22 protein-coding genes are annotated in these 26,004 nt (G+C 42.0%); 4 read left to right on the plus strand and 18 right to left on the minus strand.

All coding sequences use genetic code 11. The features are described from left to right. Nucleotides 1-306 precede the first annotated feature (306 nt). From D0469_RS13090 to D0469_RS13110, 5 genes are all read right to left on the minus strand, one after another. Nucleotides 307-1,248 carry an ABC transporter ATP-binding protein gene (locus D0469_RS13090; protein ID WP_117327190.1) on the minus strand — a complete coding sequence of 314 codons (942 nt, stop codon included), beginning with the start codon at nt 1,246-1,248 and terminating at the stop codon, nt 307-309. 1 nt (nt 1,249) lies between these two features. Continuing rightward, a complete protein-coding gene (locus tag D0469_RS13095) occupies nt 1,250-2,293 on the minus strand; it encodes an ABC transporter ATP-binding protein (protein WP_117327191.1) in 1,044 nt (347 codons plus the stop codon). A 17-nt stretch (nt 2,294-2,310) separates the two neighbouring features. Further along, nucleotides 2,311-3,339: an oligopeptide ABC transporter permease gene (gene opp3C, locus D0469_RS13100; protein ID WP_117327192.1), complete on the minus strand. Its 1,029-nt coding sequence runs from the start codon at nt 3,337-3,339 to the stop codon at nt 2,311-2,313. Continuing rightward, nucleotides 3,339-4,268 carry an oligopeptide ABC transporter permease gene (gene opp3b, locus D0469_RS13105; RefSeq protein ID WP_117327193.1) on the minus strand — a complete coding sequence of 310 codons (930 nt, stop codon included), beginning with the start codon at nt 4,266-4,268 and terminating at the stop codon, nt 3,339-3,341. The genes opp3C and opp3b overlap by 1 nt, the downstream gene beginning before the upstream one ends. 133 nt (nt 4,269-4,401) lie before the next feature. Next, nucleotides 4,402-6,117 (minus strand): peptide ABC transporter substrate-binding protein, encoded by a 1,716-nt coding sequence (locus tag D0469_RS13110; RefSeq protein ID WP_117327194.1) that lies wholly within the window; start codon nt 6,115-6,117, stop codon nt 4,402-4,404. Nucleotides 6,118-6,508: 391 nt separating this feature from the next. Between D0469_RS13110 and D0469_RS13115 the strand changes: the two genes are divergently transcribed. Together D0469_RS13115 and trpS are read left to right on the plus strand one after the other, a co-directional pair. After that, nucleotides 6,509-6,862, plus strand: coding sequence for a DUF3899 domain-containing protein (locus D0469_RS13115; RefSeq protein WP_117327195.1), 354 nt, complete (start codon nt 6,509-6,511; stop codon nt 6,860-6,862). Between the two features lie 125 nt (nt 6,863-6,987). Next, a complete protein-coding gene (gene trpS / locus D0469_RS13120) occupies nt 6,988-7,974 on the plus strand; it encodes a tryptophan--tRNA ligase (RefSeq protein WP_117327196.1) in 987 nt (328 codons plus the stop codon). Nucleotides 7,975-8,555: 581 nt separating this feature from the next. Here trpS and D0469_RS13125 read toward each other — a convergent pair. The 4 genes from D0469_RS13125 to D0469_RS13140 all read right to left on the minus strand — a co-directional run bounded on the left by D0469_RS13125 (nt 8,556) and on the right by D0469_RS13140 (nt 13,089). Beyond that, complete coding sequence (locus D0469_RS13125; RefSeq protein WP_117327197.1) at nt 8,556-9,311, minus strand: YjbA family protein; 756 nt, start codon at nt 9,309-9,311, stop codon at nt 8,556-8,558. A 289-nt stretch (nt 9,312-9,600) separates the two neighbouring features. Next, nucleotides 9,601-10,380, minus strand: coding sequence for a DUF2268 domain-containing protein (locus tag D0469_RS13130; RefSeq protein ID WP_117327198.1), 780 nt, complete (start codon nt 10,378-10,380; stop codon nt 9,601-9,603). Nucleotides 10,381-10,874: 494 nt separating this feature from the next. Then, complete coding sequence (gene fabF, locus D0469_RS13135) at nt 10,875-12,113, minus strand: beta-ketoacyl-ACP synthase II (protein ID WP_117327199.1); 1,239 nt, start codon at nt 12,111-12,113, stop codon at nt 10,875-10,877. Between the two features lie 43 nt (nt 12,114-12,156). Then, a complete protein-coding gene (locus tag D0469_RS13140; RefSeq protein ID WP_117327200.1) occupies nt 12,157-13,089 on the minus strand; it encodes a beta-ketoacyl-ACP synthase III in 933 nt (310 codons plus the stop codon). 199 nt (nt 13,090-13,288) lie between these two features. Between D0469_RS13140 and D0469_RS13145 the strand changes: the two genes are divergently transcribed. Next, on the plus strand, nt 13,289-13,516 hold the full coding sequence (locus D0469_RS13145; RefSeq protein ID WP_117327201.1) for a hypothetical protein: 228 nt from the start codon (nt 13,289-13,291) through the stop codon (nt 13,514-13,516). Between the two features lie 488 nt (nt 13,517-14,004). Here D0469_RS13145 and D0469_RS13150 read toward each other — a convergent pair whose 3' ends face one another. From D0469_RS13150 to D0469_RS13165, 4 genes are all read right to left on the minus strand, one after another. After that, nucleotides 14,005-14,196 carry a ComZ family protein gene (locus D0469_RS13150; RefSeq protein WP_117327202.1) on the minus strand — a complete coding sequence of 64 codons (192 nt, stop codon included), beginning with the start codon at nt 14,194-14,196 and terminating at the stop codon, nt 14,005-14,007. Between the two features lie 15 nt (nt 14,197-14,211). Next, nucleotides 14,212-15,165, minus strand: a complete 954-nt coding sequence (locus tag D0469_RS13155) for a BMP family ABC transporter substrate-binding protein (protein ID WP_117327203.1) — start codon at nt 15,163-15,165, stop codon at nt 14,212-14,214. A gap of 153 nt (nt 15,166-15,318) precedes the next feature. Further along, nucleotides 15,319-16,149 carry a type 1 periplasmic-binding domain-containing protein gene (locus D0469_RS13160; RefSeq protein ID WP_117327204.1) on the minus strand — a complete coding sequence of 277 codons (831 nt, stop codon included), beginning with the start codon at nt 16,147-16,149 and terminating at the stop codon, nt 15,319-15,321. A 95-nt stretch (nt 16,150-16,244) separates the two neighbouring features. After that, nucleotides 16,245-16,973 carry an alpha/beta fold hydrolase gene (locus D0469_RS13165; RefSeq protein ID WP_117327205.1) on the minus strand — a complete coding sequence of 243 codons (729 nt, stop codon included), beginning with the start codon at nt 16,971-16,973 and terminating at the stop codon, nt 16,245-16,247. A gap of 227 nt (nt 16,974-17,200) precedes the next feature. Between D0469_RS13165 and D0469_RS13170 the strand changes: the two genes are divergently transcribed. Next, nucleotides 17,201-17,389, plus strand: a complete 189-nt coding sequence (locus D0469_RS13170) for a YjzD family protein (RefSeq protein ID WP_117327206.1) — start codon at nt 17,201-17,203, stop codon at nt 17,387-17,389. Between the two features lie 176 nt (nt 17,390-17,565). Here the strand turns inward: D0469_RS13170 and clpB are convergent, their stop codons facing one another. From clpB to D0469_RS13195, 5 genes are all read right to left on the minus strand, one after another. Further along, the gene (clpB, locus tag D0469_RS13175; protein ID WP_117327207.1) at nt 17,566-20,172 is read right to left on the minus strand and encodes an ATP-dependent chaperone ClpB; all 2,607 of its coding nucleotides are present in this window, start codon (nt 20,170-20,172) and stop codon (nt 17,566-17,568) included. A gap of 244 nt (nt 20,173-20,416) precedes the next feature. Next, nucleotides 20,417-20,608: a YjzC family protein gene (locus tag D0469_RS13180; RefSeq protein ID WP_101596881.1), complete on the minus strand. Its 192-nt coding sequence runs from the start codon at nt 20,606-20,608 to the stop codon at nt 20,417-20,419. Nucleotides 20,609-20,818: 210 nt separating this feature from the next. Continuing rightward, nucleotides 20,819-21,775, minus strand: coding sequence for an ornithine carbamoyltransferase (argF, locus tag D0469_RS13185; RefSeq protein ID WP_117327208.1), 957 nt, complete (start codon nt 21,773-21,775; stop codon nt 20,819-20,821). After that, a complete protein-coding gene (locus D0469_RS13190; RefSeq protein WP_117327209.1) occupies nt 21,772-24,900 on the minus strand; it encodes a carbamoyl phosphate synthase large subunit in 3,129 nt (1,042 codons plus the stop codon). Before D0469_RS13190 ends, argF begins: the two co-directional genes overlap by 4 nt. Continuing rightward, nucleotides 24,893-25,978 carry a carbamoyl phosphate synthase small subunit gene (locus D0469_RS13195; RefSeq protein WP_117327210.1) on the minus strand — a complete coding sequence of 362 codons (1,086 nt, stop codon included), beginning with the start codon at nt 25,976-25,978 and terminating at the stop codon, nt 24,893-24,895. Before D0469_RS13195 ends, D0469_RS13190 begins: the two co-directional genes overlap by 8 nt. Between the last annotated feature and the right edge of the window lie 26 nt (nt 25,979-26,004).

The raw sequence follows: 26,004 nt of genomic DNA on the forward strand, positions 1-26,004 counted from the left end.
GAAGCTGCTAATGCCCGCAATACCCATTTTTTCACACCGTGCATCCGTTGTCCTCCCATTTTGTATCTTGTAATCTACTAATCCTCTGGCCATTCCAACACTGCCTTACAACCACCAAATACACTGCTATGTTTCTACCCTTAATGATAATTGAATATACCTGCCGCCACAATTTTATTTAGAAATCCCTGCCCTTTTAGCGACACCGCTATTAATCCCAGCCAGACTTTTTGAGTACTGCTTGTAAACATCTCTTCAAAGTTATGAAAAGAAAAACGACCTCCCAAATTAGAGGTCGTTTTTCTTTTAATTTGCATATTGCTTCTTAAGCTGCTGGGCTTCTTTTTCTGAACAAAGCACCAAATGTCCGGGCGTAATTTCGCGCATTTGCACGTCATCACTTTCAGTATAGTTGTGTACACTTGGATTATAGGTAACTCTTTTTCTTGTCCGTTCACTTTCCGGATCTGGAAGAGGAATTGCTGATAACAAGGACTGAGTATATGGATGCATAGGTCTTTCATATAGTTCATCACTTGTTGTCAGTTCTACCAGCTTGCCGAAATACATAACACCAATTCGGTCACTGATGTACTTCACCATGGAAAGGTCATGGGCGATAAATAAGTAAGTCAGCCCCTTTTCCTTTTGAAGCTGTTTCATCAGGTTGACCACCTGTGCCTGGATCGAAACGTCAAGTGCAGAAATAGGTTCATCTGCAATGATAAATTCAGGCTGTACCGCAAGAGCCCTGGCAATCCCAATACGCTGGCGCTGTCCTCCTGAAAATTCATGTGGATAGCGGTTCGCATGTTCTCTATTTAATCCAACTGTTTCCAGAAGGTTATATACACGTTCCATTCGATCTTGAGGAGACTTGGCTAGGCCGTGAATATCAATCCCTTCAGCGATGACATCGGATACTTTCATCCGAGGGTTCAATGATGCATATGGATCCTGGAAAATCATTTGCATTTTCCGGTTAAATTCCATTAACTCGCTTTTTGATTTCTTGCCATGAACGTTTTCTCCGTTAAAAATTACTTCTCCATCTGTTGCATTATACAAACGGATAATCGTGCGGCCAGTCGTTGATTTTCCGCAGCCGGATTCTCCAACAAGCCCAAGAGTTTCCCCTTTATAAATATCAAATGATATATTATCAACAGCCTTTACCATGGAAGGCTTGCCAACATTAAAATATTGTTTCAAATTTTTGATTTCCAGCAGCTTTTCTTTTTGTTCCATACTATTTGACCTCCTTGCCTGCAGGGAACTGTCTCATTCTTCGCTTAACAGCTTCCGGCGGCTCTACCTTTGGAGCGTCCGGGTGAAGCAGCCAGGTTGCGGCATAATGTGTATCCGACACTTTAAACATCGGAGGCTGTTCTTCCAGATCAATTTGCATTGCATATTGATTTCTTGGCGCAAAAGCATCGCCCTTTGGAGGATGCAGCAGATTCGGCGGTGTACCCGGAATAGCATACAGCTCCTCGTCCTTAGCATCAAGGCTTGGCATTGAGCTGATTAAGCCCCATGTGTACGGATGCTGCGGATTATAGAATATTTCATCAACCGTTCCAATCTCCACTATCTTTCCGCCATACATAACAGCTACCCGGTCAGCCACGTTCGCTACTACCCCAAGATCGTGTGTGATGAAAATAATGGACGTATCAATTTTTTTCTGTAGATCCTTCATCAATTCCAAAATTTGAGCCTGAATTGTTACATCCAGCGCTGTTGTTGGTTCATCGGCAATCAATACTTTTGGATTGCAGGCAAGAGCGATTGCAATAACAACCCTTTGTCTCATACCGCCAGAAAATTGGTGCGGATACTGTTCAAACCGTTTCTCAGGCTGTGGAATCCCTACAAGACGAAGCAATTCAATCGCTCTTTCCTTCGCAGCCGATTTACTCATGTTCTGGTGCCGGACAATCGGCTCCATAATTTGTTTGCCAATTTTAATGGTCGGGTTAAGAGATGTCATCGGATCCTGGAATATCATAGAAATATCTTTTCCACGGATTTTCTGCATCTGCTTATCGCTCAGCTTAGCCAGATCTTTTCCATTAAACAGCATCTGTCCGCCTTTAATCTCCGAATTCCCCGGCGGCAATAGCCTCATGATTGATTTCGTTGTAACAGATTTTCCGGAACCGGATTCTCCTACAATCGCCAATGTTTCTCCTTTATATAAATCAAAATCAACACCGCGGATGGCTTTTACCTCTCCGGCAAACGTATGAAAGGAGATATTTAAATCTTTGACTTCTAAAATCTTTTCCACTAAATCCACCTACCCTCTTAATCTCGCATTTTTGGATCCAGGGCATCCCGTAATCCGTCCGCAAGCATATTGAATGCTACCATGATAACACTGATTACAATCGCTGGAATGATCATTTCATGCGGATGCAAACGCAATACTTTGTATCCTTCGTCGATGAGTGTTCCAAGTGATGCATTAGGAGCCTGAAGTCCCAATCCGATAAAGCTCAAAAAGGCTTCAAAGAAAATGGCGTTTGGAATAGTAAACATCGTGTTGATGATGATAACACCTGCCAAATTGGGCAAAAGATGCTTAAAGATAATTCTGCCGTCAGAGTTCCCCAGCGTCTTGGAAGCCAGAACAAATTCCTGCTCCCTCAGTTTTAGTGTCTGGGCACGAACAACACGGGACATACCAACCCAGCCCGTAATCGACATGGCTATAGTGATGGACAATATCCCCGGTTCCAGCACCAGAATCATCAGGATAACGACAACCAATGTGGGTATTCCGATCAGTACCTCGGTAATCCGCTGCATTACATTATCCAGACGGCCTCCATAATATCCAGAAATTGCTCCATAGGCTACACCGATGATCATATCGATTATCGCCGCTAAAAAGGCGATATATAAGGATACCTGGGTACCTTTCCAAAGGCGGGTAAAGAGGTCACGGCCCAGAGGATCCGTACCAAACCAATAATATTCGTCTACTTTTTTCTGCTCATACGGATTGATGACATTGCCGTTTGGCAGTTTCTTTTCTCCGTCAAATGGCAGCCAGCTCACGTTTTCCAGCCCAGGAATCTTTGGCGGAAGGTTTGCATGAGCAACATTTTGCGTGTCATACTCCCTGCCGCTGATAAGCGGTCCCAAAAAGGCCATAATGATTAACAGAACCATGACCACAAGGCTGACCACGGCCGCTTTGTTTTTGCGCACGCGCATCCAGGCATCCTGCCAGAAGCTTAGGCTGGGCTTGTTGATCTCTTCGCTTTTAGAAGAGTCAAGAATGGCGGGTGCGAATTTTTCTTTTGGTAGTTTTTCGAGATTCGATGCCATTACTTTTTCCCTCCTGCAAGCCTGATACGCGGATCAATGACTCCATATAAAATATCTACGATTAAGATGATAACAACAAACAATGCAGCAAAAAACAGGTTTGTACCCATGATGACATTATAATCGTTCACCGAAATCGATTTAACGAATTGCTCCCCGATTCCTGGTATTGCAAAAATTCTCTCGACAACGAGTGAACCGGTCATCATGGAAGCCGTTAACGGGCCCAAAACCGTGACGAGCGGAATCAAGGCATTTCGTAATGCGTGTTTAAATGCTATGTCAAAATAGCTTGCACCCTTTGCTTTTGCAAGAGTGATATAGTCAGAACCTAGAATTTCAATCATTTCAGTCCTCATAAAACGGGCCGCGATAGCTACTGGGAACATCATTAGCGCAATTGTTGGCAGAACTGTGTATTCAGGTCCCTTCCAGAAAAGAACAGGGAACCATCCTAATTTAACGGCTACAAAGAATTGCAGCAGACCAGCAAATACAAAGTTAGGAATGGCCTTTCCAATTACAGCAAGGAACGTGGAGCTATAGTCCACCCATGTATTTTGCCTTAAAGCTGCAAATACCCCTAGAATCATACCAATAATGGAGCCAATAATCATTGCTTGCAGGCCAAGGTGGATGGATGGCCCAATCCGATTGGCAAGCAAATCACTTACTGGCGTATTCCCGAATTGAAAGGCGATCCCAAGGTCACCTTGTACCAGATTGCCTAAATATTTTACGTATTGGACGGCTACAGGCTCATCCAGTCCATACTTTGCTTTCATAATTGCCATCTGTGCAGGGCTAAGCTTATTTGCACTGGCAAACGGCGTTCCGGGGATTAGCTTCATGAGGAAAAATGTCAAAGACGCAATGACAAAAAGGGTAACTAACATATAGAGTATCCGTTTAACCAAATATCTTGTCATACTGCCCACCTCCTAAAAATATTAAAAAGTTTGACAGTTTCCTTACAGGGAAAAAGAGAGTATATCTATGAAATATACTCTCTTTTCATCTTCTAAACTATTAATTATTTAGAAAAGAAAAACTGTCTTATTATTACTCTGCGGCAACTGAAGTCCACTTGTAGCAGTAATCCGGACCATAATCGTATGCAGCTACATCCTTAACTTTTGTAGCCATAAGCTGTGCGCTGTTACGCTGGTAAATCGGTGCGATTGCAGCATCTTGCTCAAGAAGGATCTTTTCAGCCTGCAATAATGATTTATAATACTCCTCTGGCTTTCCACCAAGTTGAGTAAGTGAAGTTTTGATAAGCTTATCATATTCTGGGTTAGAGTAGCCCATTCTGTTGCTTCCGCCGCCAGTAACAAACAGATCAGAGAATGTCATTGGGTCACGGAAGTCAGGACCCCATCCAGCAACTTGCAAATCATAGTCTTGCGCGTTGTCACGCTCTAAGCGGACTGCGAAAGGAACACTTTCAACCTTTAGTGTTAAACCTGGAAGATTCTTTTCCAATTGGTTCTTGAAGTATTCAGCTGTCTTCTTGGCATTTTCTGTGTCGTCCCCAAGGAAACGCACTTCTAGTTCTTTAATTCCAAGCTCTTTTAAGCCTTTTTCCCAAGAAGCTTTAGCAGCTTCTGCATCGTACTTAATCAAATCGCCATTAACTTCTCGCCAGTCTTTTCCGCTTACCGGATCAGTAACAAATTCTTTTGGCATTTGTCCATTAGCAGGAAGGGAGCCATTGTTCAGTACGCTTGCAACAAATGCTTCTTTATCAAAGCCTTGCGCAATTGCACGACGGATATTTACATTTTGGAATGCTTTGTTACCAGCACTGTCGCCTGTTTGATTCATTTTCAACCAGAAAACTGTCTTTTCCAATTTGTTAACCAGACGGTCATCGCCTTGGTATTGTTGAACAAGGTCAGAAGAAAGCTTAGCTGTAATATCAACTTCACCAGCTTCAAATGCGTTTACAGCTGAAGCAGGATCTTTTACTGAGTTGAAAGTCATTTTTGTTAATTTTACTGCATCTATATCCCAGTAGTTTTCGTTCTTTTCAAGAACCCACTCAGTGTCTGATGGGCCATCCCAATCAGTCATCACAAACGGTCCATTGTAAAGAAGGTTGTCTTTATTAGTAGCATACGCTTCGCCTTTTTCCTTCACGAACTTTTCGTTGATCGGGTAGAAAGTAGGGAAGGCGAACAGATCAGCCCAGTATGGGATCGGCTGTTCGAAAGTCACTTCCAATGTCTTGTCATCTTTCGCAACTACACCTAAAGATTTAACATCGTAAGGTTTTGGCGGTTCAGCAGAAGCTGCATCAGTGATTGCCTGTGCACCTTTAATTTTTCCACTCATCATGTACGGGCCATATGGAGAAGCGGTTTTAGGATCGATCGCACGCTGCCATGCATACACGAAATCATGTGCAGTGATTGGGTCACCATTAGACCACTTAGCATCTCTTATTTTAAAAGTATATACAGTTTGGTCATCGCTGATAGTTGGTTCGCCATCAGAAAGCGCAGGAACTGGCTTATTGTCTTGGTCAAGACGGTATAAACCTTCACCTACATTGTTTATGTAAGTGAAACTTGTAGATCCTTCAGCCAATGAAGTATCCATTGTTGGAATTTCAGATTGATCAAAGGCTTTGATTTCCTGAGCCACATCGCCAGCATTTCCACCTTTGCCGTTACCCTCATCCGTTTTACTAGACTTATCACCGCTGCATGCAGCAAGAAATAAGCTGAAAACAAGTGTGAGAATTAAAAGCAAAGAAAATTTTGACTTTTTCAAATTCAGACACCCCTTCTTTGTTTTAAAAAATTACTACAAGGACTATTATACAAGTTTTCAGATATTTGTATATAAACTTTTTTAAAAAAATTTACATACCTGTAACGAAATCCTGTTATTACAATTAAAAAAATTTTGTTTTTTTTACAAAAGATCCTTTCATTTCAAGTATTTCACGCTTTAAGGCGTTACAGTCCTAATCAAATATTTACCAATCCGAAATAGCGAATGGGCAAAATATCACTACGCTATATTCCACTAAATTCCAGTCGATTCCTATTCTTATATAGCATATGAAGGGCGGGACTGTATTTTCTCTATTTTTTTCTGTATACTACTTTTCATAATAGCAAAAGATGTCAAAAATTATCAATAAGAGAGGTTTTCCATATTGATAAAAGTCACAGCATGGACAGGGATATGGATTGTTGTAGCAATAACTGCTTCACTAATTCTATACAAAAGTATTTCCCTTATACATTTCATCGATATTATGTTTTACATCTCAGGGGCTTTGCTGATGTTCTCCCTTTTAACGATGGTAGTTCGAAAAGGTTTCTTTGATACCATGTTTTATAGCTTTAGGAAGGTTTTCGGTCCGCAAAAAATAGGCGGTAATTTAGAAGAGGAAGAAATCCCTCTTCTGTCTAACTTAATAGGATTCGAATACTTACGGACGTTCATGGTGGGATTAGCGCTTTTGGCCGTCATGCTGGCGGCCTTGTTCATTTATTACTTACGATAGAAACGGGAGAAATGTAAATGGCTGTTTGAAAAAATAATTAGCAGTGGAGCCTCCATTCATTTATTATTAAAATGATATGGACGCGTAATGAATTTCATATGAACGCATTGGAGTGTGACTTGTAGTTGAAACGGATTTTTTCAGGCATACAGCCTACAGGCTCTGTAACATTAGGTAATTATATCGGAGCAATGAAACAATTTATTGACCTTCAGCATGAATATGACTGCTTTTTCTGCATCGTCGACCAGCACGCCATCACTGTGCCTCAGGACAGGCTTGAGCTTAGGAAAAATATACGCAGCCTTGCTGCTCTGTACCTGGCAATTGGAATTGACCCTGAAAAAGCGACGATCTTTATTCAATCAGAGGTCCCAGCTCATGCCCAGGCTGGCTGGATTATGCAATGCAATTCCTATATAGGCGAACTCGAGAGGATGACGCAGTTTAAAGATAAGTCAGCTGGCAAGGACGGAGTGTCCTCCGGATTACTGACCTATCCGCCATTAATGGCAGCGGACATTCTGTTGTATCAAACTGATCTTGTTCCTGTCGGCGAAGACCAAAAGCAGCATCTGGAGCTGACAAGGGACCTGGCAGAAAGATTCAATAAAAAATACAATGATATCTTTAAAATACCTGATATCCGCTTGCCTAAATACGGTGCCAGAGTAATGTCGCTGCAGGAGCCAGCCAAAAAAATGAGCAAGAGCGATCCAAATCTTAAATCTTTCATCACACTTTTGGATGATCCAAAGCAAATCGAAAAGAAAATAAAAAGTGCCGTAACCGATTCAGAGGGTATTGTAAAATATGATAAAGATCAAAAACCGGGTGTTTCCAACCTCTTGTCTATCTTTTCGATCTTCAGCGGCAAATCGATTGAAGAACTTGAATCGAAATACGAAGGAAAAGGATATGGTGATTTTAAGGCTGATTTAGCACAAGTAGTCCTGGAGGAAATTACCCCTATTCAGGAACGCTATTACAGCATACTTGAATCTTCCGAACTAGATGAGATCCTTGACCGTGGTGCGGAAAGAGCAAATATCGAAGCAAATAAAATGGTTCGAAAAATGATGAATGCAGTTGGTTTAGGAAGAAAAAGATAATAAACAGAACAAAAGCGCAAGCGCACTGGTTAGCCCCGACAGAGTTGTGACGGCTTTTGGTCACAATACAGCATAAGCCAATCGCTTTTTGCCCTTCCAAAGCGATTGGCTTATGACCAGGGTTGTGACAGCCTTTAGTCACAACATTCGAGGGTGGGCGCTGGCGCTAGAGATAGACACAGTTACTTTCGTGATCCACAATTCTTACCTTTTTATAAGTTCCTATTAAAAGCGTAAAAGGAATGAGGCTCCGGCCCCATTCCTTTTTTGTGTTTACTGGCTGTACTTAATCGGCTTGGGTGATAATTTTTCGAGTCAGCTCTGATCGTGATACTTTTCTATTCCAATTTATTAGTCTGAAATACTGAATTATTTGTACAAATCCTTTTTTTGTCCAAAACAGAGGATAGTTTTCATTTTATGCAGCTAAATTGAAAAGGGCCGACTTTATCGTGCCCGCTCTAAATTCTGTATCCTTGCTAAATGGGAAAAGGAGTGTCCACTAAGTGACTAGTGGGCACCCCCCTTCTGAGTAAAATCCATAAGGTTGACTTTCAATTTACTTATTCCTTTTATGTCAGTTAAAGTGTGGAAGTACTGTCCCCAACTTCCATTTCCCACAGCTTTTCAAAAAATGGCTGCCCTTTCACAAGGTTTTCACAAAGCTGAATATGTTTACCTGACCATCCTTCTTTTGCTTTCTCGTAAAGTTCTTTCCAAGCCTGTTCGAAGTCAAGGTCTTGAATATAAGCATATTTTTCTGGTGCCCATTCAGTGTACCAATAACGGATTTCGGCTGTGTTTTTTGACGTAAACAGTCCATCGAGCGCCATAAAAAGGAGCTGCTTTAATTGGCGTTCCTTACGCGTTAATCCGTTCATTAATTCCGGTGATGGCGATAAAATGTGATATTCTTTTTCGGTTGAAGAGTCTTCAGAGAATTCATAGTCAGCCAGAGGATGGTTTTCGACCATTTCATATACCAGTTGTTCCTGCCGCGGGATAAGCCTGCTTTTGCGGATAGGGATATGATAACCAATAGTATCCACTGCCAATATACCGACACCGTCTGTAATGACAAAGCAATAATCCAATTGGGTCCGTTCATGATTTTTTCTGGAATATGCCTTTTGAAAAACGTCATTCAGGAGCTTTTCCGGCAATTCAAGCAAATCGTTTTCAATGTAATGAAATAAAGGAGATGAAACGTATAGTAGCGGCACCTGGTCGAGCAGTTCAATACCATCTTCCTTTCTCCATTCATGAAAGTGGCATACATTGTAACCATTTTCTTCTCCCTCGAACCAATTCACCCAGACATCATGGAGATATAGCATCATTTAACCCCTCACTTACATATAACTGTTTGTCCATCAGTATAGGCAGGACAGGCTGATTTTATTCCTGTATTTACTAATTCCGACATATTTAATACTCCTGCCTTCTTTTCTTGGCCATATGGAACTAAAGAGGATTTCACTATGCATCCGGTCGAATCTCTAACCACTGGATTTTGCTTCCCGCTCACATACACTATATGAATTAGAGCTCAAAATATGTGACTTGCACAGGTTTGAAGGAACTTTTCCGCTAGCTTTTCATTTGTTGTTGGGCCAGTGAATATTACTACGTATTGTGCTGATTAAAATTCTTTAAGTAAACTTCTGCCAAGGTTTGAAACGAATCAAGCCCCTTTATTTCCTTACAACTGTTTACAATCCTATATCCGGTACAGTATCCAAGCATAAAAGGTTTTCCGTTCGCACCATAAAGAAGTTCGTCATGCATTGAGTCATTTTTTTTGATGTTAATATGATCTTTCAAATATCTCTCATATAGTTTCCGAACTGTTCTGTCACTGTATAATGAAGTCCATCTGGCCAAATATGCCGGACCAACATAGGTTTCTACAGCTTGCTCAGCAAGGCCTTCCAATACCATAGCATCGAGTAGCGTAAAATCCTCTTCCCTCTTTTTAGATTTGTTCAACCGGCAAACATGGTGATATTCATGGACGAAAAGGGCTTCAAGCTCTTTTTCCGGAATTCCCGGATTTATAAATAAGAATAGTTTATCCTTAAAGGCTAATCCGGATTTATCTTCAGTTCTTCTGCTAAATAACCCTTTGGGCTGCAATGGGAAAATAAAAACAGGTACATCTGGCCCTTTCCATTTTTCCTGGTAAGATTTAAGGTATTCGCTTATTTTTCCCCAAACATTCTTTTTCAGCAGACCTTCCAGCCGACTTTTTATCCCGTATCCCTCAATATACATTCCATAATTTCGTAAATATGCATAAAGTCTTCGAGGGTTTTCCTCATTAAGCAGCTCCCGAAAATGGCCACAGACCTCCTCTTGGGTAACAACTTCTTTTTTCAGCCACTCAAAAGTGTTAATGACAGCCATTTCAAACACCTCATTTTAGTAAGTGGTCTATTATATGCGCATTGGGAAATAAAGGGCTTCAAAAATGAACATTTTGAGTATTTTTTTTCGTCCATAACCTGGATAAAAGCGAGCGCCCTGGCACAAGGAACGCCGAGTAAAGTCTGGCACATCCTCACAAAGCTGCCGCTTTGTTTCGTGTGATGTATCGCTGCCGAAGCGTTCCTTGTACTGTGCCAAACGCCGATGCCAGCACATCCGTACAGAGGAAGAACGGATATAATCGCGACGTCCTCCCAAAGCTACCGCTTTTTTCATGGGATGTATCACAGTCGAAGTGTTCATTGTCATGCCATCGGGCTTTATTTTACTCGTAATAAAAGTTGCTGCACTCAGGAGCTTGTGAAGACACTCTCTTTTTTCAAAAACTATTACCTTCTTATATATTTACTTCCATAGTAAAAAAGCCTTACCGCTCCAGCAAGGGAGTGATAAGGCTAATTTGAGAAAATCATTTACTCATATTTTTTAAAAACAATTGTGGCATTATGGCCGCCAAAACCAAGCGAATTGCTCATTGCCCCTGTAATTTCCTTTTTGCGTGCTTCGTTCGCAACATAATCAAGATCACAATCGGGATCTGCTTCTCTTAAATTAATAGTTGGAGGCATGATGCCATCCCGCATCGCCTGTAGCGTAAAGATAGCCTCGACTCCGCCGGCTGCTCCAAGCAGGTGTCCTGTCATTGATTTCGTCGAACTCATACCAATATTATAGGCATGATCGCCAAACACTTTTTTCACTGCAAGTGTTTCAAATTTATCGTTATAAGGCGTGCTAGTTCCATGTGCATTGACATATTGAATGTCTTCAGGTTTCATTCCCGCATCATTTAAAGCCATTGCCATTGCTCTCGCTCCGCCTTCACCTTCTGGCGCTGGAGCTGTGATATGATAAGCATCCCCGGTTGCACCGTAGCCAACGATTTCGGCATAGATTTTAGCTCCCCGATTTAATGCATGTTCAAGCTCCTCAAGCACAACGATACCAGCGCCCTCCCCGATTACAAAACCATCCCGGTTCTTATCAAACGGACGGCTTGCCGTTTCAGGATCCGGATTTGTTGAAAGGGCTGTATTTGCACAGAATCCGGCTACAGACATTTTAGTAATGGGGGCTTCGGCACCGCCGCTCACCATGACATCTGCATCTCCCCGCTGGATGACTTTAAATGCATCACCAATTGAGTTTGTACCAGTAGCACATGCTGTGACCGTACAGGAATTAACTCCGCGTGCTCCCAGCATGATCGATACCTGGCCCGTTGCCATATCAGGGATGATCATCGGCACAAAGAAAGGGCTTACCCGCTTATAACCGCGGTTCAAGAAGATTTCATACTGGTTTTCAAACGTTTCCATCCCGCCAATCCCGGAACCGATCCAAACCCCTATCCGATCCGAATTCTCATCGGTAATTTCGAGATTCGCATCCTTGACAGCCATCATGGAAGCAGCCACTGCATAATGCGTGAACCGGTCCATTTTACGGGCATCCTTCCGGTCAATATACTTTTCTACATCGAAGTCTTTAAGCTCCGCTGCCACTTTTGCAGGATATTCATCCTTATTAAGCCTTGTAAGCGGCCCGACGCCTGATTTACCTTCAATAATGGCGGCCCATGTTGTCTCCGCATCATTTCCCAAAGGAGTAACTGACCCTATCCCTGTAACTACTACTCGACGGTTATTCATTTATTCCCTTCTTCCTTTCGTATGCTGAATTTTTGCGAAATCATTATTTACCCCATCTAAGTGCGATTGAACCCCAAACCAGGCCTGCCCCGAAGCCAACCATAACAATCAAATCATTATCTTTAATCTTGCCCGCTTCCAATTCTTCTACAATAGAAATTGGAATGGACGCTGCTGAAGTGTTTCCATATTTATGGACTGTTTTAGACATTTTTTCAACTGGCAGCTCCAGACGCTCCCTGGATGCTTCCATTATCCGGATATTTGCCTGATGTGGAATAAGCATATCCACGTCTTCTTTCTTAAGTCCTGCTTTTTCAAGCACATTAACGCAAGACTCCCCCATTTGACGGACAGCAAATTTAAAAACCTCTCTGCCGTTCATCTTCAGGTGATCCTTAAAATATAAATGGCCACCGCCTGATCCATCAGATCCAAGCTCAAAGGAAAGAATCCCTTTACCATCTGAAACCGGGCCCATTATAGCTGCACCCGCCCCATCACCAAACAGGACGGCAGTATTGCGGTCATTCCAATCAGTGATTTTGGAAAGTTTCTCTACTCCAATGATCAGGACAGTTTTGTAAGCGCCCGACTGGATAAACTGTCCTGCCGTTATCATACCATACATAAAACCGGCACACGCTGCGCTTAAGTCCATGGCAGCTGCTTTTTTGGCACCAAGTTTATCCTGCAGCACGCAAGCCACTGAAGGAAATGGCTGATCAGGCGTTACAGTAGAGACCAGAATCATATCAATATCTTCTGGATTGATTTTAGCATTTTCAATCGCCTTCAAAGCAGCTTGGTAGGCCATCTCGGATGTATCCATATCGTCGCCAGCAATTCGGCGTTCTTCAATTCCGGTCCGTGTTCTAATCCATTCATCCGAAGTGTCCAATACTTTCTCCAGATCTGCATTGGTCACAATATTCTCGGGCAAACAGCGGCCCATGCCCCAAATCCCAGCATTCATACTCAGGCAACCCCTTTATTGTTAATATAAAATTCTATTCCAAAGATATTATTATCAATTATTATGACTTGGTACTAATTTTACCTAAATTTATTCTTTGATGCAACTCATTAATCTGACAAGAGCGGAGAGACAAGTGTCCATTCATCTTCATCCCTAGTGTCATATTCTATTAAAAAAGTTTTGGAGTGTGGAAAAAATGTTATTCAAGGACAGGAATGAAAAAAGGCATCAAGACCGGCTGTCGCAAATGATGTTTGGCACCAGAAGACAAATGAAAAAAGAATCAGATATCCAAAGTTTAATAGCTAATGTGGATTACATGGAACTAATGGAGCATGTTGATACAATTATGAAATCCTATTCGGAATTTAAGCCCTTCATTAACAAGATCAACCCGATGATTGGTCGTTTTCTTAAAAAATAATCCGACTTTGACATTAAGACCTTTATATTTTTCTTTTCTTAATCTAAAAAAAACTTGCCATGCTGGCTGCAATGGCAAGTTTTTTTTAAGTATAACTATTTTAACAAGTAGAGGTGTCTAGCTACAGCGCCCAGCCCCTCGAATGTTGTGACCAAAGGCCGTCACAACCCTGATCATAAGCCAATCACTTCGGAAGGCAAAAAGCGCCTTCTGTCAGCGTTTGTCTTATGCTTGTCAGAGGCCCACAGGATGTGGGTCAGAACGGCGAAGACATGCGGACGTGGCGAATTTAGTCGTTCTTCCTCTAAAACCGGGCGCTTTCGCTTTTCTATGGTGTCTAGCTACAGCGCCCAGCCCCTCGAATGTTGTGACCAAAGGCCGTCACAACCCTGATCATAAGCCAAGCACTTCGGAAGGCAAAAAGCGCCTTCTGTCAGCGCTTGTCTTATGCTTGTCAGGGCTGATCAGGGCGCTTTCGCTTTTCTTTTTTATTCATTTTCTTTTAATGCGTCCTCTTTTCCTAGCTCATAAGCCTCGGTCATTACTTTTTGGAAAAGCTCCAGGAAGGGCTGCATCATCTCCATCGAAAATTCGATGCCTGCTTCGTCCATTTTTGCTTTTGCTTCAGGAAAATACTTCATTGCAATCGTCATAAACTCCATCATTTTATCCTGGTTCATAGATATCGCTCCTCTTTATTCATTTGGCAGCTTTCCTGTTTCTATATACCTTTTAATATGCTTGTCCATTTTCTTTTGGAAAGCTTTATCAACAGAAGGACTATACTCCCCCATTGATATTACACCATCTTGAAAATCAAAATACAAATTTCCTGATTTTAATTCATTTTCATTGAATTTTTGGGCAGCCAATTCATAAAGGCTGTCGACATGCTGGACAGTACTTGTCAAAACAGTCGATTCTCCGAGATCCTTCTGATCCGAGACAAACCCGATTGCATACAAACCTTTTTCCTTTATTTTTTCAATAACAGGAACATTAAAGCCATCACCGGCCGGATATACTACGTCGACCCCATTCTTCATCATTTCATGCAGCATTTGGAGCGCTTTTTCAGAGTTGTCCCAGTTATTCACATATCGAATATCAACCTCTGCATTCTCAACCTGATACTCGGCTCCTTCATAAAAACCTTCCACCTCTGGCTGCCACTCAAAAGCCGCAATGACGCCCACTTTTTTTGTTTTTGACATTTCGGCAGCTACCATTCCTCCAAAAAAGCCCATCGCATTGGCTTCAAAGCGGAGGCTTGTGGTGTTCGGTTCCCTTGCATCCCCGTTAAAGCTAACAAAATGGATATTTTTATAATCACTTGCCAATTCATTAAAAATTTCCGAATAATCACTTCCATGACCAATAATTAAGTTGACGCCTTTTTCTTTAAAGTCTTTAACAGCCTGTTCTACAATAATATTAGAATTCATTCCTTCTTTATAGAAAACATCAATTCCGAAGTCCGACTGAATCTTCAGCAATCCTTTATAGCCTTCCGTTCCCCACACCTGATCATGGATGGTTTCAGGCACAAGCAGTCCCACTTTTTCAAGTTTCCCATTGTTCATTGGCTTTGCACAGCCGCCAAGCAACAAGATAAACACAATGAGAACTGCACCAAATTTCTTGAACATGATCCGCAACTCCTTCAAAAATGCAACCTGTCCTTCAATTAGGATAACAGGTAATCGTTTCCCTTTCAAAAAGCAGGTAAAAAGACTCTCTTTTAAAAAAAGAGAGAAATTTTCTTTCATTCTACTTGGATGAAATACGATTTAAAAAGCTATTTATTCGTTCTTGCCATCTCTTAAGGAATCGAGGAACTGACGGTACTCTTTTTGAATCTGTATACCCTCTTCTGGTGTGGTTTTATTGCTGATTAAATAGCAGTAGTCACCACTATTGATTTGCATGTCGCCAATTATACTTACACTGGAAAGCTGCTTTTCAGAAAACAGCTGTTTAGCGCACGTGAGCCACTGGTCCTTTTTTCGGCTTTTCACTATTATTCTTTCTTCCGGAACAGCCAGAATTTCGTTCAATTCGCTAAGAATATCTAAAATATGGACTGCATCATCAGTATATTCTTCTTGAAATGCTTGGGCGACTGCTTGCGCTGATTTCCCTCTTATCCCTGCTTCAAATGACATGTTTTCAGGCTGAAATGGGCCATAGATGGTTGGCAAATAAATACATTTTTCAGCCACTTCTTCAAGCTTTTCTGCTAGTTCCTGTCCGAAAGAATCTTCTTTTCTTGAGTTACCTTGCATGATTGGCAAAAAAAATAGAATTCGAGGCAGTTTTGTCCCCAGCAGTTTCCACTTCTGAACTAGTCTTTGTATTTCAGTATAAATATCACCGTATTTGCTGCCTTTCTTAATATAATCATAGATGGAAATATAAATGATTGAATCTTCCGTAATTGAATCGAGCATGGTCAATTGTTCCAAATAAGAAAAGTTTGCATTTCTGCCAATTTCCATCATTTTTTGCTCCACTTCATCCGCTAGGCTCCCATCAAGGGTTGTCCCGATTACTTCCAGTCCATCCTCCAATAGGAGCTTGCTAACGTGAAATCCAAGAAATTCATAAGCACCTATTACAATCGCATCGGCCATTGTATAACCTCCTGCGGTTCCTATCTTCAGGAACCTTTCTCTTTCTCGTCAGCTTTGCTGTATCGTATGCATCAACTTTTGCGATTATCCTTACTTTATAAACTGTTTTCAAATTTCTTAAAAAAACGGGAGGCTTCCTCTGCTGTTTTATATCGTTTTTCGGGCATCAAATATTGCATTTCAAATACTGTGCCTCTCTTTAAAGATCTCTGTTCCATTATTTTATAAAGCTGCACTGGAGCAGTTTCTCCTCCGCCGAAAATATGAATGATTTTTAAAGGGACATTTCCCCTCCATTCAATCCAATTCGAGTGATGTATCTTCTCTTCCATTTCCCTGATTTTAAGGCCATGGGCAGATGATGCTTCCTCGATCCACTTTTTATAAAAAACCCTGTTATGCTTTTCTTTTTCCATACTGGCCTTTAGAGAAAGAATGGGGTTTATAAATACGGCTGAACGAATGCTTCCGGGCAATAGCTCAATTAGTTTCAAAGCAGTCAAGGCACCCATCCCTTCTGCCAAAATATGAATTTTTTCATTTACAATCTCATTCCTCATAATGAAATGATATAGGCACTGAGCCAAATAAGCTGCCTTGGAACTGCCCCAATTTGCTCCATACAGGTTGGACGAAAATAGTGTATATCCTTTCCTCTTTAAATGTTGGACGATTTGAAGCCTTCCTGGATGCCTGGACCAAAACGCGCCGCTGCTGTCGACATAATGGGTGCGATCTCCAAGGACAATAACAGAAAAACCACTTGGCTGACTTGGGTAATAGATTATATTCCATTGTCCGTCCATTTGAAATGTGCGTTCCATTAGTAGTTGAACTCCTTTTTTGGTAATCCTCATATTAATGTATGAAGGTTCTCCTTAAGAGAGAGGGATTTTGCCCACTTCCAATGATTTTTAGTATCACGCGGTAGATTTGACAGCTCTGTGAAGACAGAATTACTTGAATTACAAAAAATACATGGAATTTTATTTTCTCCAATTTTTTTATGTGGTAATATAATAATGATTGCAAGGGAACGAGGTGATTATCGGTGAAGTATTTTTGGACCTTTTTCTGGACCTTTTTATTAGTGCAAATGCTTACATATGTTGTAGGCTCGATGATTGGAGTAGATTTCAATCTTCAAACCGGTACTATTTTATCTGTTGTTACAACAATCTTAATTTTAATCATTCCGACTATTATTCCAAATGACCCTGTTCATAAAGGAAGTCACTAACGGAAAAGCGTGAGCGGCCTGCTTAGTAGAGGAAGAACGGTGTCGCCACATCCTGTGGCAACGCTGTTCTGACCCCTGTCGCGACACATCGCATGAAACAAAGCTGCTGAAGTGTCAATTCATTACTTTCACATTAAAAACCTTGTCCAAAGAAGACAAGGTTTTTTTGCTGTTTTTTATGGCTTCTGGCTAATGATTATTTCTTCATTTTCCAATCCAATCATTACCGTTCCGTTATCTTTAATATTTCCTGCAACAAGCTCTCTGGCTAATTTGGTTTCTATATGCTTTTGGAGGAATCGTTTTAGCGGCCGGGCACCATACACCGGATCATAGCCATTCCTGGCAATATAATTGCGGGCATTCTCTTCCATGAGAAGAGTTATGTTTTTCTCCTTGAGCCTTTTTTGCAGCTCAAGAACCATTTTATCCACTATACGGCTAATTTCCCCTTGTGATAAAGGCTTGAATAGTACTATATCATCAATTCTATTCAAAAATTCAGGGCGGAAATGGTGCCTTAGCTCATAAAATACCTTATCTGCTGCTTCATTACTGATTCCTCCTTCGGAATTCCTTCCCTCAAGAAGGTGCCGGGAACCGATATTGGAAGTCATGATAATCACGGTATTTTTACAATTGATGGTCCTGCCATGGGAGTCAGTAATCCTTCCCTCGTCAAGCATTTGCAGGAGGAGGTTAAACACCTCTGGATGCGCCTTTTCAATCTCATCCAATAAGATGACCGAGTATGGCTGTCTTCTCACTGCTTCCGTGAGCTGACCTCCCTCTTCATAGCCAACATATCCGGGAGGGGCACCGATCAGGCGGGAAACTGAATGCTTTTCCATATATTCCGACATATCTATCCGAATGATATGCTCTTCACTGTCAAATAGGGATTCAGCCAGCGCTTTGACTAGCTCTGTTTTGCCAACCCCCGTTGGTCCTAGAAAGATGAATGAGCCAATTGGTTTATTCGGATCTTTAATTCCGGCACGTGCCCGCAATACGGCATCCGCTACAAGCTCAACAGCTTCATCCTGCCCGACAACACGCTTTCTAAGCGTACTAGCAAGCCGAAGCAGTTTCTCCCGCTCTCCTTCCACAAGCTTAACAACGGGGATTCCAGTCCATCTTGCAACAATAGAGGCGATTTCCTCATCTGTTACTTCCTCTCGCAGCAGAGCCGAATCTGATCGTGCTTTTTCAATTTCTTCTTCCATTTCTCGGAGTTCCCGTTCAATCAATGGTATTTTGCCGTGGCGAAGCTCAGCTGCACGGTTTAAATCATATTCGTTTTCGGCCTTTTCCAGCTCCCGGCGAAGACGTTCTAAATTTTCCCGTTTGTCCTGTACACTCTGAAGCGCAGCTTTTTCCATTTGCCATTGAGCTTTCATACTGTGTGCGCTATCACGCAAATCACCAAGCTCTTTCTGTAAAGCTTTCAGCCGCTCTCTGCTTCGTTCATCAGATTCGTTATTCAAGGCTGCTTCTTCTATTTCGAGCTGCATCACTTTTCTTGTGATTTCATCCAGCTCGGTTGGCATAGAATCAATTTCCGTCCGGATCATTGCGCAGGCTTCATCGACAAGATCAATCGCTTTATCAGGGAGAAACCGTTCTGTGATATAGCGGTTCGATAAAACGGCAGCAGCTACAAGAGCCCTGTCATGGATACGTACTCCATGGTGAATCTCAAACCGTTCCTTCAGTCCTCTAAGAACTGACACTGTGTCCTCAACATTCGGTTCCTGCACTAACACCTGCTGAAAACGCCTTTCAAGAGCAGCATCTTTTTCAATATATTGGCGGTATTCATCTAGGGTAGTCGCTCCAATACAATGAAGCTCTCCCCTGGCGAGCATTGGCTTCAGCATATTTCCAGCATCTAGAGCTCCATCCGTCCTGCCTGCGCCTACTATTGTATGAATCTCATCTATAAAGAGAATAATTCTCCCTTCACTTTTGCTGACCTCGGTCAAGACAGCCTTTAGCCGCTCCTCAAATTCCCCGCGAAATTTTGCCCCTGCAACAAGGGAACTCATATCCAGCGAGAAAATCGTTTTATCCTTCAGCCCATCTGGGACATCCTTTCTGACAATCCGTTGAGCCAAGCCTTCCACGATAGCCGTTTTCCCAACCCCGGGCTCTCCAATGAGTACTGGATTGTTTTTCGTTTTTCTTGATAATATCCTGATGACGTTCCTTATTTCGGTGTCACGCCCAATAACGGGATCAAGTTTACCTGTTTTTACTTCTTCCACTAAGTCCCGGCCATATTTCTTTAATGCTTCATAAGTACTTTCAGGATTTTGGCTAGTCACCCTTTGATTCCCCCTAATCTCCTTAATTATTTTGCTGGCAGCCTGATAAGTTAGCTTTTTTTTCTCCAGTTTTTTTGATACAGGATGTACTGTATCCTTTAAAACTGCAAGCAGAATATGTTCTACAGATAAATATTCATCATTCAAGTGATTTTTTTCTTTTTCAGCCCTTTCTAGCAGCTGATGCAGGGATTGTGATATATAAAGCTTGGGTTCGTTATTTTCCTCTATAGTAACTTCTGGCAGTTTTTTTAGTTCACTCTTTAAAAGGTCCTCCAGTTCGCCAGAAGGCAAGTTGACTTCTGATATCAGCCTTATTAGCAACCCGTCGTTGTGCCGGATGAGCGCCTGCAATAAATGAAACTCTGTTAACAGTTGATGGCCATGTTTAAGAGCCTTTTTTTGAGAATGGACAAACGCCTCTTGCAATTTTCCAGTCATGTTTTCCATATCCATAATCATAGCCTCCATTAATTAATTTGATAGAGCCGTTTTCTCTATAAAAAAGGAATGATTATTTGACCTTTTTTGACCTTTTTATATTATACAATTTTTAACTATTTAGTAAAGAAATATGTAGCATACTCCTCATTATTTTAGCCAATAAAAACAAAAAAACCTGTCTGTACAATTCTGATTCTCAATCAGTACATGTGCACAGCAAGGTTTTTCAGAAAAACATTTATTAGAAATACTTTATTTAATCTAAATTTCGCTGCTGATGATGGTAAGTCCAAATCCGGTTATGATTAGTATTCTCCGGAAATCTGTCACCCGCACTTAATTTAACCATTTTAGGGCTTGAAACACTGCTTCCAGTCTCGCCAATTTCAATATAGACTCCATTATTTGGAGCCTTTTGGCCTGCTTTAAATTGATGATTTTGTCCCATGTAAACATCCTCCTCTACAACTGTACCCTTATTTTTACCTGAGGAGGGGATGTTCATGTAAGGAAAGCGTAAGGGTCCTTAAAAAAAGGAACATCGGCTACCGGCACTTCCTATACCTTTACCCGCGCGCGAGCACATCCTTGTAAATCTTTCTTATAATAAAAAAGTCTGTATGGCAGGTGCCATACAGACCGATTTATCACTATCTTATTAAGCCATCAAATCCACGAGGATTGCCTTTTGGGCATGAAGCCTATTTCCTGCCTGATGGAACACCGCTGAATGCGGCCCGTCAATGATTTCTGCTGTTACCTCTTCTTCCCTGTGGGCAGGAAGGCAGTGAAGGAAAATATAATCTTCCTTTGCATATTTTACAAGTTCACTGTTGATTTGGTAATCCTTAAAGGCCCTTAGGCGGACCTCATTTTCTGCCTCCTGGCCCATTGATGTCCAGACATCGGAATAAATAATATCGGCATTCTTAACGGCATCTTTAGGGTCGCGGAATACTTCCGATTTACAGCCTGACTGTTCAGCAGCCTCCTTGGCAAGCTCTACGACCTGGCTATTTGGTTCGTAGCCTTCCGGACAGCCAACTGCAAAGTCCATCCCTGTTTTCGCACAAGCCATCATAAGAGAATGAGCCATATTATTCCCATCCCCCACATAAGCCATCTTCAGCCCTTTAAGAGTTCCCTTAATTTCATGGATTGTCAGTAAATCCGCCATCGCTTGGCATGGATGAGAGAGGTCAGTCAATCCATTAATGACCGGGATGCTGGCTTCTGCAGCCAACTCTGTTACCTTTTCATGTTCAAAAGTCCGGATCATAATCCCATCTACATATTGTGACAATACCTTAGCAGTATCAGAAACTGTTTCTCCCCTGCCGAGCTGGATATCATTGCTGCTTAAGAAAAGAGCATGGCCCCCGAGCTGCAGCATTCCAACTTCAAAGGATACCCTTGTACGGGTAGAGGACTTTTCAAAAATCATGCCAAGTGTTTTGCCTTGAAGAGGCTTGTATTGTTCGCCTAGTGAATGTGTAGCTTTAATTTGCTCAGCCAGCTTTAAAAGTTTAGTGATTTTTTCCCCTGATATATCTGTTATAGACAGAAAATCCTTCTGCTGAAGTATTTTGGCTGATGGAATTGCTGCAGTGGTCATACGTACATCACGCCCTTTGGTTGTTTTTGCTGCCACTCCTGAAGAGGAAACACGTTTAGTTCCCCTGTGTGTACAGTTTGCAGGTAAGCCTCAAAGGTTTCCGGCTCTGAAAATGCAAGCAGGCGGTACTTTGCTGAAGTAAGGCGTAATTGCTTATCTTCCTCTGAATTCCCAAAGGCTAATACAATTGAACCATTGCCACCCTCAAGCCAGCCTTCAAAGTCCTGATTTTCAATATGCAGGCCTGCACTGGTTATCTGTTCCTGCATTGCCCCGGTTTTTTCAGCCGAGGATGCGGACATATATAAACCGGTTTTGCCTTGCCATTGTCTGCGGTGACTGTGGAATACTTTAGCCATAGTCTCGTGTATTCCAACGCCAATAGCAATTCCTTCACCTGTCGATTTCATTTCCGGCCCAATTTTTGAATCCATCCCGCTTAGTGCAAAGGTAGAAAATACTGGATACTTAACGACTGTAAACGGAATTTCCTCCATAAGCCCTGTATGTGAGAAGATATTCGACACTGTATATTTCCCAAGCAATATTTTTGTCGCAATTTGGACGAGTGGCACACCGGTAATTTTGCTTATTATCGGTACGGTTCTGCTCGCTCTTGGGTTTACCTCAAGAACATAAACAGTTTCACCATCAATGACAAACTGAATGTTCATTAACCCCTTGTAATCAATTTCACTGACGATTTTTTCAGAATACTGAACCAATTTTTCTTTTACTTCTGCTGAAAGTGTTTGTGCTGGCAGAATCGCCATGCTGTCGCCTGAATGCACACCGGCACGTTCTACATGCTCAGCAATCAGTGGAATATAGACATTCTTTCCATCTGCTACCAGATCAATTTCAGCTTCCTTAGCTGGGAGGTAAGAATCGATCAGAACCGGAAATGAAAGTTCGTTTCCGGTCTTTAATCTCGCAAGAAGGCTGGATTCATCCTTGAATATTTCCATTCCTTGTCCGCCAATTACGTAAGAAGGGCGCAGGAGGACTGGATAACCGATAGCATCCGCCTTTTCAAGCAGCTGTGATTCACTTTCCGCCATCGTACCAGGGATATGCGGGATGTTCAGCCTTTCCAGCAGCTGATAAAAACGTTCGCGATCTTCAAGCTGATCGACAGTATCACAGGATGTACCAAGCAAGTTAACTCCAAGGGATTCCAATTGGTCAGCAAGATTTAGCGCTGTCTGGCCGCCAAATTGTACGATAACATCTGTAATTCCCTCAGCTTCAATCACATTCATGACGTACTCCAGGGTAAGAGGCTCAAAGTATAGACGATCAGCTGTTGCATAATCAGTGCTTACTGTTTCTGGATTATTATTAATCAGAATGGTTTCAATGCCTTCTTGTTTCAGTGCATAAACACTGTGCACTGAGCAATAATCGAATTCAATCCCCTGGCCAATGCGTATTGGCCCGCTTCCTATAATCAGAACCTTTTGTTTATCTGATGCAATCTGCTCATTTTCTCCAAAATAAGTCGAATAAAAATAATTGGTAAACGAAGCGAATTCCGCAGCACAGGTATCAACAGTTTTATATACTGCACTTACTCCAAGGCTAATTCTGTGTTGGCGGACCTGCTCTTCTGTTACCTCCCAAACGGACGCTAAATAACGGTCCGAGAAGCCCTTTTCCTTATAGATCTGCATTTCCGCTTTGGAAACCTTGGATAAGCTTGAAGCGGCAATCTCTTTTTCAAGTGACACAAGTCCAGCAAAACAATGAAGATAAAAATAGTCAATTATAGTTGCTTCATGGATTGTCTTGGGAGTTACACCCCTTCTAAGAAGCTCAAATATTGTAAAGATCCTTTCATCTGTAGCTTCTGTCATTAGCTTCCAAAGCTCTTCATCTGTTTTACTGCGAAGGGCAGGCAACTGCAGCCCTGCTGTTTTTAATTCCAGCGAATCGACTGCTTTTTGAAGGGCTCCTTCCAAATTACGGTGAAGGGCCATTACTTCACCTGTTGCCTTCATCTGCGTACCCAGTTTTCTATTTGCAGCAGTGAACTTATCAAACGGCCAGCGCGGGAATTTGACCGCAACATAGTCTAGTGCTGGTTCAAAGCTTGAATAGGTGCTTTGTGTAACTGGATTTTTCAGTTCAGATAAATGATAGCCAACTGCAAGCTTTGCAGCAATACGGGCAATGGGATAACCTGTTGCCTTAGAAGCGAGCGCTGAGGAACGGCTCACACGCGGATTCACTTCTATCAAGTAATATTGCTTACTATTTGGGTCTAGTGCAAATTGAATATTGCAGCCGCCAATGATGCCAAGGGCGGAAATAATCTTAATAGATGCAGAGCGCAGCATATGATATTCATCATCTGTAAGTGTCTGGGACGGTGCCACAACAATTGAATCACCGGTATGAATCCCAACCGGATCTATGTTTTCCATATTGCAGATAGTAATACAGGTACCATTGCTGTCGCGCATTACTTCGTATTCAATTTCCTTATAGCCCGCAATGCTTCGTTCTATGAGGCACTGTGTAATCGGGCTTTCCTGGAGGCCGCCCCTGACAAGTTCCTTAAAGACATCCATTGTCTGTGCGATACCGCCGCCAGTGCCGCCAAGGGTATAAGCGGGGCGAACTATGATTGGAAAACCGATCTTTTCAGCGAATTGTACAGCATCGCCTAGTGAATGGACAATTTTGCTTTCCGGAACTGGTTCATTGATCTCCATCATCAGTTCACGGAACAGCTCCCTGTCCTCCCCTTTTTTTATAGAGTCTATCGGTGTGCCAAGCAATTTCACCCCATATTTTTCAAGGGTGCCAGCCTCATGCAGCTGATAAGCAAGATTTAAGCCGGTCTGCCCGCCTAAAGTTGCCAATAAACCATCAGGCCGCTCCTTTTCAATAATTTTTTCCAGAACATCATGTGTGAGCGGTTCAAAATAAACGACATCCGCATTTAAATCGTCTGTCATAATTGTTGCAGGGTTATTGTTCACTAGAACTACCTTATAGCCTTCCTCTTTTAAGGCCACACAGGCTTGTGTGCCTGCATAATCAAATTCTGCGGCCTGCCCGATTACTATTGGACCTGACCCGATGACTAGGATTGTTTTGATTGATTGATCTTTAGGCATAGACTTTATCTCTCCAACTTGTGTCTTTTACTGTTTGCAAAAATTCTTCGAATAGGTTCATGCTCTCTGCCGGACCCGGGTTAGCCTCCGGATGGTACTGGGCAGTTAAAATTGGCAGGCTCTTATGGGCAAGGCCTTCTACAGAACCGTCATTTACATTGCGGAAACGGACGGATAACGGTGTCCCTTTCAGACTCTCTTCTTCAATTTCATAGCTGTGGTTCTGAGAACTCATAAATACACGCTTAGTTTGAACATCTACAACTGGCTGATTTGCTCCTCTATGGCCGAACAGCATTTTTCTTGTGTTACCTCCAAATGCAAGGGCAGTCAGCTGGTGGCCAAGGCAAATTGCCATTGTCGGGAAAGTGCTAAGAATTGCTGTGATATTTCCGATCAAATGGTTAAGCTGTTTCGGATCTCCAGGTCCGTTGGACAACATTACTCCATCCGGAGAAAGTGATTTAACTTTTTCAAAAGAGGTATCGTAAGGGACAACGGTCACCTTACAGTCTTTTTTTAGCAGGGAATCCAGAATCGATTTTTTGTATCCAAAATCCATCAGAACAATGTGGTATTTCCCTTTTCCATATGTTACAGCCTCTTTAGAAGAGACCTTTGGGACTGTCTCGTTCAACTCCTGTGAATCCAGGAGAGAAGGATCCGGTTTCTCAGATAAACTAAGGACGGATGCCATGGAGCCTTCCTTTCGAATCTGCTTAACAAGTGCCCTTGTGTCCACTCCTCCGAGCATTGGTATCCCCCATGAGTCCAGGTATTCCTTTAAGGAGGATTGTGCCTGGAAATGCGAATAATGCATATTTCCCTCGTAGACTATAACACCGGCCACATGCGGTTTTTTGCTTTCAAAGTCTACGGGGTTGATTCCATAATTACCGATAAGGGGGTAAGTAAAGACAACAATTTGCCCTTTATAAGAGGGATCTGTCAATACTTCTTGGTAACCTGTCATGCCAGTAAAAAAGACGACTTCCCCTGAGATATCCTTTTCTATGTGATTTGTAATGTATTCTCCTTCAAAGGAATTACCATTTACTAAGTGTATATAGCCTTTCATATTTCCACCTCTACAATGAATATTTA

This window comes from Peribacillus saganii (genome assembly GCF_003429095.1).
Taxonomy (GTDB): domain Bacteria; phylum Bacillota; class Bacilli; order Bacillales; family DSM-1321; genus Peribacillus; species Peribacillus saganii.

Bases quoted from the DNA above. Each gene is read 5' to 3' on its own strand.
- D0469_RS13090 (WP_117327190.1), bottom strand. From the start codon at position 1,248: ATGGAACAAAAAGAAAAGCTGCTGGAAATCAAAAATTTGAAACAATAT.
- opp3C (WP_117327192.1), bottom strand. From the start codon at position 3,339: ATGGCATCGAATCTCGAAAAACTACCAAAAGAAAAATTCGCACCCGCC.
- opp3b (WP_117327193.1), bottom strand. From the start codon at position 4,268: ATGACAAGATATTTGGTTAAACGGATACTCTATATGTTAGTTACCCTT.
- D0469_RS13125 (WP_117327197.1), bottom strand. From the start codon at position 9,311: ATGCTATATCTCCATGATGTCTGGGTGAATTGGTTCGAGGGAGAAGAA.
- D0469_RS13130 (WP_117327198.1), bottom strand. From the start codon at position 10,380: ATGGCTGTCATTAACACTTTTGAGTGGCTGAAAAAAGAAGTTGTTACC.
- fabF (WP_117327199.1), bottom strand. From the start codon at position 12,113: ATGAATAACCGTCGAGTAGTAGTTACAGGGATAGGGTCAGTTACTCCT.
- D0469_RS13140 (WP_117327200.1), bottom strand. From the start codon at position 13,089: ATGAATGCTGGGATTTGGGGCATGGGCCGCTGTTTGCCCGAGAATATT.
- D0469_RS13145 (WP_117327201.1), top strand. From the start codon at position 13,289: ATGTTATTCAAGGACAGGAATGAAAAAAGGCATCAAGACCGGCTGTCG.
- D0469_RS13150 (WP_117327202.1), bottom strand. From the start codon at position 14,196: ATGAACCAGGATAAAATGATGGAGTTTATGACGATTGCAATGAAGTAT.
- D0469_RS13155 (WP_117327203.1), bottom strand. From the start codon at position 15,165: ATGTTCAAGAAATTTGGTGCAGTTCTCATTGTGTTTATCTTGTTGCTT.
- D0469_RS13160 (WP_117327204.1), bottom strand. From the start codon at position 16,149: ATGGCCGATGCGATTGTAATAGGTGCTTATGAATTTCTTGGATTTCAC.
- D0469_RS13165 (WP_117327205.1), bottom strand. From the start codon at position 16,973: ATGGAACGCACATTTCAAATGGACGGACAATGGAATATAATCTATTAC.
- clpB (WP_117327207.1), bottom strand. From the start codon at position 20,172: ATGGATATGGAAAACATGACTGGAAAATTGCAAGAGGCGTTTGTCCAT.
- D0469_RS13180 (WP_101596881.1), bottom strand. From the start codon at position 20,608: ATGGGACAAAATCATCAATTTAAAGCAGGCCAAAAGGCTCCAAATAAT.
- argF (WP_117327208.1), bottom strand. From the start codon at position 21,775: ATGACCACTGCAGCAATTCCATCAGCCAAAATACTTCAGCAGAAGGAT.
- D0469_RS13190 (WP_117327209.1), bottom strand. From the start codon at position 24,900: ATGCCTAAAGATCAATCAATCAAAACAATCCTAGTCATCGGGTCAGGT.
- D0469_RS13195 (WP_117327210.1), bottom strand. From the start codon at position 25,978: ATGAAAGGCTATATACACTTAGTAAATGGTAATTCCTTTGAAGGAGAA.